The following is an 11,860-nucleotide window of genomic DNA, read 5'->3' on the forward strand; positions in this document are numbered from 1 at the left end:
CCGGCGAGCCGAGCCCGACCGCGCCGGCCGGGGCGCTGGGCTGGGCCGGGCTGGACGGCGTACCGACCGACGCCGGCACGGCCGGCTCGTCGTCACCGTCGAGCAGCCCGGTGGCGAAGACAACCCCCAGGAGTACGCCGACGACCCCGACCGCCACCGCGGCCCGCAGCAGCGGATCGGCCAGCGGGCCGGAGCGCGGTGCCCGGTGACCGCCGTAGACGGTGCCGGCGGGGTCGGGGCGTTCCTCGGGCGCGGACATACGCGCCATCCTCACCCACGACGTCGCGTCGGAGCCAGCCCGGCGGTGCGACGGCCGGCGCGGCTCAGCGGGTGGGCTGCGGGTCGGTGACGTCGGCCACGGTGGCGTCGAGGGCGGCGATCGCGGCGTCGGCGTCGATCGCGATGGCGAGACCACGCTCGCCGGCGCCCAACGTGATCTCCCGGCCGCGCAGTCGCTCGTCGGCGACCACCGGCCAGGCCGTGCTCGCGCCGAACGGGGTGATGGTGCCGCGTTCGTAGCCGGTGGCGGCCAGGGCGCCCGCCGCGTCCGGCATGGAGAGCCGGTGCACCCCGAGCAGGGCGCGCAGCTTGGGCCAGGAGATGACCCGGTCGCCGGGGGTGAGCACGAACAGGTGATCGGCTTCACTGCGGCGGACCACGATCGTCTTGACCACGTCGGGGACGGCCACGCCCCGGGCGGCGGCAGCCTCCGCGAGACTGCCGACCGCACCGTGGCTGACCAGCCGATACGGCAGTTGGGCGGCGTCCAGGGCGGCGATCGCTGGCGATGGCATGCCCGCCACGGTAACCGTCGGGCCTGCCGCCGGACGGGAAACTGCCAGCGCCGACATCCCACGGTTTCCGACCGGCGAGCGTAAGGTGATCACATGCGCGCTGAGCGTGTGGATCAACCGATTGACCATGATCAAGCGGTGGACACGCTGCGGCGGTCGTACGCCGCGGTGCCCACGGGCGAGCCTGTCCGGCTGGCCAAACGCACCTCCAACCTGTTCCGCCCCCGGTCCGCTCCCCGGACCCCGGGGCTCGACGTGAGTGGCCTGAACGGCGTGCTGTCGGTCGACCCGGCCGGCCGCACCGCCGACGTGCAGGGCATGTGCACCTATGAGGACCTGGTCGACGCGACGCTGCCGCACGGGCTGATGCCGCTGGTGGTGCCGCAGTTGCGCACCATCACGCTGGGCGGTGCGGTGACCGGCCTCGGGATCGAGTCGACCTCGTTCCGCAACGGCCTGCCGCACGAGTCGGTCCGGGAGCTGGACGTGCTCACCGGCTCCGGCGAGATCGTCACCGCCCGACCCGACGGCGAGCACGCCGACCTGTTCACCGCGTTCCCCAACTCGCTGGGCAGCCTCGGCTACGCCACCCGGCTGCGCATCGAGCTGCAACCGGTCGGCCGGTACGTGGCGTTGCGCAACGTCCGGTTCACCCAACTGGAGGCGCTGACCGACGCGATCGCGGAGGTGACCGCCACCCGGTCCTGGGCCGGCGAGCCGGTGGACGCGATGGACGGGGTGATGTTCAGCCCCGGCGAGGCGTACCTGGTGTTCGCCACGTTCACCGACGCGGCCGACCCGCCCAGCGACTACACCGGTCAGGCGATCTACTACCGGTCGCTGCGCCAACGAACCCGCGACGTGCTCACCGCGTACGACTATCTGTGGCGCTGGGACACCGACTGGTTCTGGTGCTCGGCGGCGTTCGGCGCGCAGCACCCGGTCGTGCGCAAGTTCTGGCCGGCGCGTTACCGACGCAGCGACTTCTACCACCGGCTGGTCCGGTTGGAGCACCGCCACCAGGTGGCGGCCCGGATCGACCGGCTGCGCGGGCAGCCGGCCCGGGAGCGGGTCGTGCAGGACGTGGAGATCCCGCTGGACCGCACGGCTGACTTCCTGCGCTGGTTCGCCGGCGCGGTGGGAATGAACCCGGTGTGGCTGTGCCCGTTGCGACTGCGTGAGCCGGCGGGGCCCGGTTCGGCGCGGTCCTGGCCGCTGTATCCGCTGCGGCCCGGGCAGGACTACGTCAACATCGGGTTCTGGGGGAGCGTGCCGATCGCGCCGGGCGCCGCCGACGGCGACGTCAACCGCACGATCGAACGCAGGGTGTCGGAGTCGGGCGGGCACAAGTCGCTCTACTCCGACGCGTACTACGACCGGGACGCCTTCGATCGCCTCTACGGCGGCGACACGTGGCGCGCGGTGAAAGACCGCTACGACCCGGACCACCGGCTGACGGGACTGTACGAAAAGGCGGTAGCACGAGCATGAGCCTGACCGACAGAGATCAGGGGGCGGCGAGCGTCGCGGGCCCCCCGCCGGCGGGGGGCCGGCACACGGGTCCGACCGTCGCGGATGTCATCCGCGCGGTCACCACTGGGCCGTTGCCGGTGCGGATCACCGGGTACGACGGCAGCGCCGTCGGCCCGTCCGACGCCGGCATCACCCTGGCGATCCAATCCGAGCGTGGGCTGTCGTACCTGCTCACCGCGCCCGGCGACCTGGGCATGGCCCGGGCGTACGTCAGTGGTGACCTGGCGTTGCAGGGCGTGCACCCGGGTGACCCGTACGAGGCGTTGCGGGTGCTCAAGGACGAGCTGCGGTTACGCCCACCGTCGCTGGCCGAGGGGCTGGCGCTGGTTCGTGGGCTGGGCTGGGAGCGGCTGATGCCGCCGCCGGCGCCGCCGCAGGAGGCGCACCCCCGCTGGAAGCGGGTGATGAACGGGCTGCGGCACTCGCGGGTACGCGACAGCACGGCCATCTCGCACCACTACGACGTCTCCAACGCCTTCTACGAGAAGGTGCTCGGCCCGTCGATGACGTACACCTGCGCGGTTTTCCGGTCTCCGGACGACACGCTGGAGCAGGCCCAGGCGGCGAAGTACGACCTGGTCGCCGGCAAGCTGGCGCTGAAGAAGGGGATGCGGCTGCTGGATGTCGGGTGCGGCTGGGGTGGCATGGTGCGCCACGCCGCCCGCGAGTACGGCGTCAAGGCCCTCGGCGTGACCCTGTCGAAGGCGCAGGCGCAGTGGGCGCAGGCCGCGATCGAGCGGGAGGGGTTGACCGAGCTGGCGGAGGTGCGCTACCTCGACTACCGGGACGCGCCGGCCGAGCAGTTCGACGTCATCTCCTCGATCGGGTTGACCGAGCACATCGGGGTGCGCAACTACCCGGCCTACTTCGGGGCGCTGCGCAGTCGGCTGCGGCAGGGCGGGCGACTGCTCAACCACTGCATCACCCGCGCGGACAACCGGGCGCCGCACCGCTCGGGCGCGTTCATCGACAGGTACGTCTTCCCGGACGGAGAGCTGGCCGGTCCGGGCCGGTTGATCAGCGAGGTGCACGACGCCGGGTTCGAGGTGCACCACGAGGAGAACCTGCGCCAGCACTACGCGCTGACGCTGGCCGCCTGGTGCCGCAACCTGGTCGAGCACTGGGACTTCTGCGTGTCGGAGGTGGGGGCGGGCACCGCTCGGGTGTGGGGGCTCTACATGGCCGGGTCGCGGATGGCGTTCGAGCGCAACGGCATCCAACTGCACCAGGTGTTGGCCACCCACAACGGCCCGGACGGTGTGAACGGGTATCCGCTGCGACCGGACTGGTTGCCCTGACCATCTGCTGAGTGCTGCCTGAAGCCGCGTCGAAAAAGTCGGCGCGGCTTCACGCGAAGCGATTGACAAAGAAGTTTTGTACGTACAAACTGATTTTGCCATGAGAGACGTCCTGTACCTGGAGCAGATCGAGCAGGCCGAAGTCCTGCTCAAGCCGCAGCGCGTCGAGGTGCTGCGGCAACTGGCCGAGCCGCGCACCTGCACCGAGGTCGCGGCCCGACTCGACCAGACGCCACAGCGCGTCTACTACCACGTCAAGCAGCTCGTCGCGGCCGGCCTCGTCGAGCTGGTCAACGAACGCAAGGTCCGCGGCATCACCGAAGGCATCTACCAGGCCGCCGCCCGGTCCTACTGGCTCTCCCCGCGGCTCGTCGGCCGGATCGGCCTGCGCCGGGCCCGCGACGAGCTGAGCCTGGGCTACCTGCTCGACCTGATGGAGGAGGTCCAGGCCGACATCGCCGGTCTGGACCGGGCGGCGCCCGAGCTGCCCTCGATCGGGGTCTCCGGCGAGATCCGGGTGCCGGCCGAGCAGCGCCAGCAGTTCCTGCACGACCTGCAAACCGCACTTCAGGACCTGTTCACCCGCTACGGCGGCAGCGAAGGAGACGCCTTCAAGCTGGCCGTCGCCTGCTATCCGAAAGGAACCGACAATGAGTGAACCGCTGAAGATCCAGGCCCGTCTCTCCGCGCCCGTCGGGCGCGTCCGACAGGCCCTGACCGACCCCGCCGAGCTGCGTCTCTGGCTGGCCGAGCACGCCGAGGTCGAGCTGCCCCAGCGGTACGAGTTCTGGGGTCGCTACACCCCCGAGGGTGACGCCCCGCACCAGCGGCTGCTGCACGCCGACGACGACACGCTGCGCTTCGGCTGGCTGCTCGACGGGGTGGAGACCACCACCGAGCTCCAGTTGACCGCCGAGGGCACCGACAGCACCGTGCTGACGCTTACCCAGAGCCACTTCGACTTCGCCGAGGCGATGAGCGGCTCCAGCATCCGGGGCGTGCTCCAGACGTACTGGGCTCTGAGCATCGCCAACCTGGCCGCCCACCTGGAGGGCAAGCCCCTGCTGCCCCGCACCGACTTCACCTCCGCCGACCTGCGTGGCGAGCTGATCATCGCCGCGCCGGCCGACAAGGTGTGGGAGTCCCTGACCGACTCCGAGCAGGCCAGCGCCTGGTTCGGCTACCCGATCGGCATCGAGCCCTGGGTCGGCGGCCGGTACGCCATGGGCGGCTTCGAGTCCGGCTACGCGGCCAAGATCGTCGACCTGGAGCCCGGCCGCCGGATGTCGATCGACTGGGGGCCGGTCGGCGTCAGTAGCTGGGAGCTGGCCGAGTCCGGCGGCAAGACCACGCTGACCTTCGTACAGAGCGGCTTCGACGAGGCCAACCCCCCGTACGGGGCCTGGAGTGGCTCGGTTGCCGGGCTGTTCGAACTGCGCCGCTTCCACGAGGTGCCGAACTGGCAGCCGATCTGGCTCTCCGAGGAAATCCCCGGCCTGGAGCCCGCACCGGCCAGCTGACCGCCTCGCCGTGACCCTCTCGCCATGATCGTGCTCGATCAGGGATGTAGTGGCCTCCTCCACCCCGGAGGCCCCTACATCCTGGATCGAGCACGATCTTGTGCTGGTGGCCTCAGGCGATGGCGGCGATGTCACCGTCGTCGAAGTAGATCGCCTGGTGGAGCCGGCCCCCGAGGGCGGCAGCGTAGCGGGCCACCACCTCCTGACCGGAGATCCTGCCCTGCTCGATCTGGGACACCCGGCCCTTGGTCACGCCCATCCGCTCAGCGATCTGCTGCTGGGTAAAGCCGCGAGAGCGTCGTACCTCCGCGAGGCGGTGCCCGACGACCTGCGCTAGCAGCTCTTCCTTACCCGCTTCGACAGCCGCCTCGCCGCCAGCACGCTGCACGTACTCCGCTCGGATGTCCGTCCACCGCACATGACCACTCACCGCTGTCCCCCTCCTGCTGTGCACGTTCCTTCAAGTAAATCTCGTACCGCTGCTCCGCGAGCGGGATGGCCTGTCGATACCAGCTCACCCATTGACCTGACTTGTCGCCGGCAACCAGCAGGATGCTCGCGCGCCAAGGGTCGAAGACGAAGAGGATGCGGACCGTGCCGGGACGCAACTCCTTCAAGTTCGCTATTGACGACCCGCTGATCGTGTCGACCAAGGGTCGCCCCAGCCCCGGCCCAGCTTCGGCGAGCGCGTCGATGGCCTGGACGACCCGGGCGAACGTCGCCTCGTCCAGGCTGTCGATCCAGGCGCGAACCTCGTCGACGACGAAGACATCCCACTCTTCCTGGCCCACGAAGCGAGTATACCAATCGCTATACCCATCCGTGGCTCAAGTTTCGGTGAGCGGTTGGCGGGATTTGGTGACTTTTCGCGGTTGAGTGGGTACTGCCGGGCGATGTTCTTCATCTTTGGTCTGCGTACCAAGGTCGACCGGTCCGGTGTCGTGCAGCAGGTCTGTCGCCACTGCGGCAACCAGGCCGCCCAGGTGATCACCCGCCGCTCGACGAAATTCACCCTGTTCTTCATCCCTCTCATTCCGATCCGCACCCGGTACGCGCAGCAGTGCACGTTCTGCGGGGCGGAGTACGAGATCTCCAAGTCCGACGCCGAGCGCCTCCCGGTCGGCTGATCCGACGATGGAACGCTTCCTCTGCTGGCTGATCGGCCGACCGACGTTCTCGGCCGACGTGGCGGTGCACACCGTTGCCCGCCCGCCCTGCACCCCTGGCCGCCGTAGACGCCGTCGCGCACGCCGTCCGTTGGCCGGCACCGCGCTGCCCCGCTCACCCTGGAACCGATCCGCGGGCCGCTGACGCGGGGCCGGGGCCCGGGGCGGCGTGCACGTTTGGCCCTGGCGGCGTTTCTGAGCGCTGGTTAGGCTTTCGGGGTTTGCCGTGGACCGGTGCTGCCGAGGGTGCACGCACGACGAAAGAGCCGGAGCGACCGTGTCCCGACAGGACGGAAAGCAGGCTGCGGGGACGCTGAGCCCCGCTGGTGCGTTCGTCGCGGCTGCGGTCATCCTGCTGGAGGCGGGTTGGCTGGTCGCCGCGTTGCCCGGCGCCGCGCTGGTGAGCGATGTCGGCGCGATGCTGGTCGCCGGTTGGGCGACGCTCGCGTGTGTCGGGGTGGCCCGTCGGCATCCGGCACCACTGCGCCGGTTCTGGACACTGCTCGCCGTCACCATGGCGCTCGCCGCGATCGGCCGGGCGATCTGGACGGCGCAGCGGCTCGTCGGCGGAGACCTGCCGCACACGCCGGTGGTCGGGGTGGTCTTCACCGCCGGCATCCTCACCGGCACGGCCGCGCTGCTCAGCTCACCGTCCGCGCCGAGGACGGCGGTCGGGCGGGCCCGTACGTTGCTGGACGGGGTGATCGTGGCCCTGGCCCTGGTGCCGATCGGTTGGGTGCTGGTCTTCCGTGGGGTCGCCGCCGCCGAGCTGGCCGACCCGGCGCGCACCCTGGGGCTGCTCTTCCCGATGTTCGACCTGATGCAGCTCACCATTTTGGTGGCGGTCTCCGGCCCGGCCCGGCCGATGTGGCGGCCGATGACCGTCCTGGCGGCGAGCCTCACCCTGCGGGTCGTCGCCGACGTCGTCTACGTGTCGCTTGTCGCCCGCGCCGACTACTCCGCCGGTCACCTGATCGACCTGTGCTGGCCGTTGAGCTACCTGCTGATCGGTCTGGCCACCCGGAACCCGCCGCCACCGGACTGCGACGGCACCGACGACACCGCCGAGTCGCCGCTGCCGCCCTGGTGGCGGGTGGCGCTGCCGTACCTGCCGGTGGGTGGGGCGATCATCGCGGTGGTGCTGGCCCGCCGGCCCACCGGGCAGACCCCGCAGTTGGTGTTCGTGACCATGATGGTGTTGTTGGGGGCCCTCGCCGTCCGGCAGGGGTTGGCCGCCAACGAGAACCTCCGGTTGGTGGCCCGGCTGCGCCGGCTCGCATACGGTGACCAGCTCACCGGGCTGCCCAACCGGCTGTTGTTCAACCGGCGGTTGCGCCTGGCCCTGCGCGACGGGCGACCGGTGGCCGTGCTGCTCCTCGACCTGGACGGGTTCAAGCAGGTCAACGACCGGTTCGGGCACGCCACCGGCGACACCCTGCTGACCGGGCTCGCGGCTCGGATGCACGCTGCCGTGAACGGCGACGGCACCATCGCCCGGCTCGGCGGTGACGAGTTCGCGGTGCTTGTCGACGGCGACGGGCCGGTGTCACCCGAGCGGCTCGCGGAGCGGCTGCTGGACGCGTTGCGGCCCTCCGACGGCGAGGAGGATGTCGGGGTGCACCCCTCGGCGAGCATCGGTATCGCCGAGTTCGGCCCGCAGCACGCCTCCCACACCGACCTGCTGCGCGACGCCGACATCGCCATGTACGCGGCCAAGGCGGCCGGGAAGTCCGCGTACCGGACATGCACGCCGGCGCTGCGGGAGTCGGCCGTCTCCCGCGCCGAGTTGATCGCCGACCTGCGCCGCGCGGTCGACGAGGACCAGCTACACCTGGAGTTCCAACCCATCGTCGACCTGGCCAGCGGTGCGGTGCGCAGCGCGGAGGCGCTGGTGCGCTGGCGGCACCCCCGGCTGGGGATGTTGCCGCCGGCGAGGTTCCTGCCGCTGGCCGAGGAGACCGGGCTGATCCTGCCGATCGACCGCTGGGTGATCCACGAGGCGTGCCGGGCCGCCGCGACCTGGCGGGGTCGAGTGCCGGAGGCGACCGTCGCGGTGAACATCGCCGCCGCGCACCTGCGTCGGCCGGACCTGATCGCCACTGTCACCGCGGCCACCAGCGCAGCCGGGCTGGCGCCGCGAGCGTTGACCCTGGAATTGACCGAGTCGGCGCTGATCGAGGGCACCGAGGCGGTGCTGGAGCGGCTGCACCAGCTCCGGGAGCTGGGCATCCGGATCGCCATCGACGACTTCGGCACCGGCTACTCGTCACTGAGCTACCTGCACCGCATCCCGGCCACCGAGCTGAAGATCGACAGGTCGTTCGTGGCCCGGCTGGGCACCGACGACCGGGCGTACGCCACGGTGGAGATGGTCACCCGCCTGGCCGGCGCGTTCGACCTGGCGGTGGTCGCCGAGGGGGTGGAGACCGAGCGTCAGCACGAGGCGGTCACCGCGATCGGCTGCCCACGCGGCCAGGGCTATCTGTACGGGCGGCCGGACGGCCCAGCCATGGTGGGCCAGAATCGGAGTTGACTCTCACGTAACGGCAGGCAGGAGCCTGGTTCCCGGAAGGGAGGGGAACCATGGCGTACACGGTGGGTCAGGTGGCGAGGGTCGCCGGCGTGACGGTGCGGACGCTGCACCACTACGACGAGATCGGGTTGCTCTCGCCCAGCGGGCGCACCTCGGCCGGTTACCGCCGCTACGACGACGCGGACCTGCAACGGCTGCAGCTCGTCCTGTACTACCGGGAGCTGGGTTTCCCGCTTGAGGAGATCACCGCGATCATCGACGACCCGGCGGCCGATCCGGCCGCGCACCTGCGCCGACAGCACGAACTGCTGACGGTACGGCTCAAGCGGTTGCAGGAGATGGTCGCGGCGATCGAGTTCGCGATGGAGGCGAGCAAGATGAACATCCAACTCACGCCGGAGGAGCGGTTCGAGGTCTTCGGTGACTTCAGCCCGGAGGAGCACGAGGCCGAGGCGGAGCGGCGGTGGGGTGACACCGACGCGTACCGGGAGTCGAACCGGCGGGCCTCCCGCTACGGCAAGGAAGACTGGCTGCGGATCAAGGCGGAGAACGAGGACTGGGGCCGGCGGATCGTCGCGCTGATGACCTCGGGCGCGCCGGCGGACAGCCCGGAGGCGATGGAGTTGGCCGAGGAGCACCGGCAGCTCATCAGCCGCTGGTTCTACGAGTGCTCGTACGAGGTGCAGACCGGGTTGGCCGACATGTACCTGGCCGACGAGCGGTTCACCGCGTACTACGAGAACATCGCCGCGGGGCTGGCCGGGTATCTACACGAGGCGATCCACGCCAACGCGATCAGCCGGGCGTGACAGCGTGCGGTCCGGCTACTCTGGCCGGACCGCACCGCCCGGGGGAGATGACCGTGCAGAAACCGAAGCTGATCGCCGCTGTCGCCGTGCTCGTGGTGGCGGTCGGCGCCGGGGCGTGGGCGCTGGTCGCCGCCGGTGACGACGAACCGGACGCGGGCCGCCCGGCGGCGTCGGGGGGCGCGGCCGACCCGGTCGGTGTGCTGAAGGCCGCCGCCGCGAAGGCCGACGAGCAGCCGTACAGGCTGACCGTGGGCACCGGCGGCGCGGACGGCGATGCCACGGTGCTGCTCTGGGACCCGAAGGTGAAGCGTGGTCTGGAGACCACCTCGCTGAAGGTGCCCACCGGCGTGGTGAAGATCGAGCGGTTGACCACCGGCCCGGACGTGTACGTCCGGGTCACCGCCCCGGATCGCCGCGTCCCGGTGTGGGACGGCAAGACCTGGTGGCACGTCGGCGCACCGGGTGCCCCGGCGGCCAAGCAGGGCCTGGACAACACCCGACTGGCCAGCACGCTGGGCGCGCCGGCCGGGGTCCGGCAGACCGCCGAACGGGAGTACGCGGGCACGCTGGACCTGCGTCAGAGCGGCGCGGTGCTGGGCAGCGGCGTCGGCAGCGTGCTCGGTGACCGGGCCGGGGCGGTGCCGTTCACCGCGGCCGTCGATGAGCAGGGGCGGCTGGTCCGCTACCGCATCGAGTTGGCAAGCGAGCAGTCGCAGACCGCCCAGCTCGACCTGACGTACTCGGATTTCGGGCTGCCGGTGTCGGCGGACCCGCCGGCGGCCGACCTGGTCGGCGAGGATCCGCCGGCGAACATTCCCGGCGCCTGAGGTCGGCTCACTCCTCGACCGCCCCCTCGACCGGGGTGACCAGGAAGTCGTAGACGGTGCGGGCCATCCGACGGACCGTCTCGTCGCCGGTGGTCATCGGTCCGGCGGTGAGGAACGCGACGGCGGTCTCGGTGCCGGGGATCAGGTAGTAGCCGACGTCGTGTGAGGCGTCCGGCAGGTCACCGGTCTTGTGGGCCACCGGCACCCCGGGTGGCAACGCCGCCGGGATCTTCGTGTTCAGGGTCTGCTCCCGCATGAAACCGATCATCAGGTCGCGGGAGGCGGGGGTGAGGATCTCGCCGTCCCAGACCGCGCCGAGCAGGGACACCACGTCGTCGGGGCTGGTGTAGTTCTCCTCGCCGCGTTGCGCGGCCGCGCTGTCGAGCATCCGGCGGGCCAAAATGGTGGAGCGTTGGTTCATCGAGTCGATCAGCGCGTTGACCGGGGCGAACCCACCCAGGTAGGTGATCAGCACGTTCGCGGCCACGTTGTCGCTGTACTTGATCAGGTACTGGGCGAGCCGGTGCAGGGTGACCACCTGCGGGAACGTCTCGAACTGCAACTGGCCGGTGCCGCCGACCACGTCCTCCGGGGTGACCAGCACCCCGTCGTCGAGGAATACCTGTCCACAGTCGACCCGGCGCAGCAGCTCGACGAGGATCCACAGTTTGATGACGCTGGCCGCCTTGGGGCGCAGCGATCCGTTGACGGCGATCTGCTGGTCGCCGTAGCGGCCGGACAGGTCGCGGACGGTGACCCCGGCCGGGTTGAGGCTCGCGTCGGCGACCACCCGGGCGAGCTGCCCGCTGAGCGGGAACAGCCGGGCCCCGGCGACCGGGTCGGTGGGCGGCTGCGGGCTGGTGACCACCACGCCGATCAGCGTCGTCGGCGGGTGGTGCCGTTGGATGACCTCCAGCGTGCCCTCGCCGCGCCCGACCAGCGGCACCCGGTAGCGGTAGGCCGTCCCGCCGACGACCACCGCCCCGCTGGCCACCCCCGCGGCGACCCGCATGGTCGGGTCGGCGACCCGACCGGTGTCGCCGTCGCAGGCGCGGTAGCGCACGGTGTGCCCGAGCGAGTCCACCGCGAACACCCCGCCGGGAAACGACAGCCAGGACACCTCACTGGTCGGCGGGCGCTCCGGCGTTGGGTCCAACCCGGGCTCGTGGCTCTGACCGTCACCGGGCTCGGCCGCGTACCCCGGCTCGGTCGTCTGCGCCGGGTCCGCGGCGGGCCTGCGGACCGGGCCGTCCGCAGTCGCCGGCCAGAGCGGAAGAGCGCGAGTCCGATATCCACGCACGAGGCCTTCGCTCTGATGCAGGCTTCTCGTTGCACAATAAACACACGAGCACACGCGGGATAATGGGAGCACGAGGAAGG

General features: G+C 71.0%; 11 protein-coding genes and 2 pseudogenes. 8 read left to right on the forward strand and 5 right to left on the reverse strand.

What is annotated here, in order from left to right; translation table 11 throughout:
- Positions 1-259, reverse strand: a pseudogene (locus PSH25_RS13410) (RICIN domain-containing protein); the annotation flags it as partial.
- 64 nt (positions 260-323) lie between these two features.
- Positions 324-794, reverse strand: a complete 471-nt coding sequence (locus PSH25_RS13415) for an aminoacyl-tRNA deacylase (RefSeq protein ID WP_238659413.1) — start codon at positions 792-794, stop codon at positions 324-326.
- Positions 795-887: 93 nt separating this feature from the next.
- Here PSH25_RS13415 and PSH25_RS13420 point away from each other — a divergent pair, with 93 nt between their 5' ends.
- The 4 genes from PSH25_RS13420 (at position 888) to PSH25_RS13435 (ending at position 5,145) form a co-directional block, all read left to right on the forward strand.
- Entirely contained in the window at positions 888-2,285 is a 1,398-nt protein-coding gene (locus tag PSH25_RS13420) for an FAD-binding oxidoreductase (RefSeq protein WP_238659414.1), read from the forward strand.
- On the forward strand, positions 2,282-3,625 hold the full coding sequence (locus PSH25_RS13425) for a class I SAM-dependent methyltransferase (protein ID WP_238659415.1): 1,344 nt from the start codon (positions 2,282-2,284) through the stop codon (positions 3,623-3,625). The genes PSH25_RS13420 and PSH25_RS13425 overlap by 4 nt, the downstream gene beginning before the upstream one ends.
- Before the next feature lie 100 nt (positions 3,626-3,725).
- Positions 3,726-4,283, forward strand: a complete 558-nt coding sequence (locus PSH25_RS13430; protein ID WP_238659416.1) for a winged helix-turn-helix domain-containing protein — start codon at positions 3,726-3,728, stop codon at positions 4,281-4,283.
- Positions 4,276-5,145: an SRPBCC family protein gene (locus PSH25_RS13435; protein WP_238659417.1), complete on the forward strand. Its 870-nt coding sequence runs from the start codon at positions 4,276-4,278 to the stop codon at positions 5,143-5,145. Before PSH25_RS13430 ends, PSH25_RS13435 begins: the two co-directional genes overlap by 8 nt.
- Positions 5,146-5,257: 112 nt before the next feature.
- Here PSH25_RS13435 and PSH25_RS13440 read toward each other — a convergent pair whose 3' ends face one another.
- Positions 5,258-5,575, reverse strand: coding sequence for a helix-turn-helix domain-containing protein (locus PSH25_RS13440; RefSeq protein ID WP_238659418.1), 318 nt, complete (start codon positions 5,573-5,575; stop codon positions 5,258-5,260).
- Positions 5,576-5,582: 7 nt separating this feature from the next.
- Positions 5,583-5,936: pseudogene (locus PSH25_RS13445) on the reverse strand (type II toxin-antitoxin system RelE/ParE family toxin); the annotation flags it as partial.
- 102 nt (positions 5,937-6,038) lie between these two features.
- Here PSH25_RS13445 and PSH25_RS13450 point away from each other — a divergent pair.
- The 4 genes from PSH25_RS13450 to PSH25_RS13465 all read left to right on the forward strand — a co-directional run bounded on the left by PSH25_RS13450 (position 6,039) and on the right by PSH25_RS13465 (position 10,480).
- Positions 6,039-6,272 carry a zinc-ribbon domain-containing protein gene (locus tag PSH25_RS13450; RefSeq protein WP_112582338.1) on the forward strand — a complete coding sequence of 78 codons (234 nt, stop codon included), beginning with the start codon at positions 6,039-6,041 and terminating at the stop codon, positions 6,270-6,272.
- A 316-nt stretch (positions 6,273-6,588) separates the two neighbouring features.
- The gene (locus tag PSH25_RS13455; RefSeq protein ID WP_238659419.1) at positions 6,589-8,844 is read left to right on the forward strand and encodes a putative bifunctional diguanylate cyclase/phosphodiesterase; all 2,256 of its coding nucleotides are present in this window, start codon (positions 6,589-6,591) and stop codon (positions 8,842-8,844) included.
- Between the two features lie 50 nt (positions 8,845-8,894).
- A complete protein-coding gene (locus PSH25_RS13460) occupies positions 8,895-9,653 on the forward strand; it encodes a MerR family transcriptional regulator (RefSeq protein WP_238659420.1) in 759 nt (252 codons plus the stop codon).
- 53 nt (positions 9,654-9,706) lie between these two features.
- Positions 9,707-10,480 (forward strand): hypothetical protein, encoded by a 774-nt coding sequence (locus tag PSH25_RS13465; protein WP_238659421.1) that lies wholly within the window; start codon positions 9,707-9,709, stop codon positions 10,478-10,480.
- A gap of 7 nt (positions 10,481-10,487) precedes the next feature.
- On the opposite strand, the gene PSH25_RS13470 is transcribed toward PSH25_RS13465, so the two are convergent.
- Positions 10,488-11,780, reverse strand: a complete 1,293-nt coding sequence (locus PSH25_RS13470) for a serine hydrolase (protein WP_238659422.1) — start codon at positions 11,778-11,780, stop codon at positions 10,488-10,490.
- Between the last annotated feature and the right edge of the window lie 80 nt (positions 11,781-11,860).

The organism is Micromonospora foliorum (genome assembly GCF_022229015.1).
GTDB lineage: Bacteria > Actinomycetota > Actinomycetes > Mycobacteriales > Micromonosporaceae > Micromonospora > Micromonospora foliorum.

What these genes read in the sequence shown, in the direction of transcription:
- PSH25_RS13415 (WP_238659413.1), bottom strand. Translation starts at nt 794, where the DNA reads ATGCCATCGCCAGCGATCGCCGCCCTGGACGCCGCCCAACTGCCGTAT.
- PSH25_RS13420 (WP_238659414.1), top strand. Translation starts at nt 888, where the DNA reads ATGCGCGCTGAGCGTGTGGATCAACCGATTGACCATGATCAAGCGGTG.
- PSH25_RS13425 (WP_238659415.1), top strand. Translation starts at nt 2,282, where the DNA reads ATGAGCCTGACCGACAGAGATCAGGGGGCGGCGAGCGTCGCGGGCCCC.
- PSH25_RS13430 (WP_238659416.1), top strand. Translation starts at nt 3,726, where the DNA reads ATGAGAGACGTCCTGTACCTGGAGCAGATCGAGCAGGCCGAAGTCCTG.
- PSH25_RS13435 (WP_238659417.1), top strand. Translation starts at nt 4,276, where the DNA reads ATGAGTGAACCGCTGAAGATCCAGGCCCGTCTCTCCGCGCCCGTCGGG.
- PSH25_RS13450 (WP_112582338.1), top strand. Translation starts at nt 6,039, where the DNA reads ATGTTCTTCATCTTTGGTCTGCGTACCAAGGTCGACCGGTCCGGTGTC.
- PSH25_RS13460 (WP_238659420.1), top strand. Translation starts at nt 8,895, where the DNA reads ATGGCGTACACGGTGGGTCAGGTGGCGAGGGTCGCCGGCGTGACGGTG.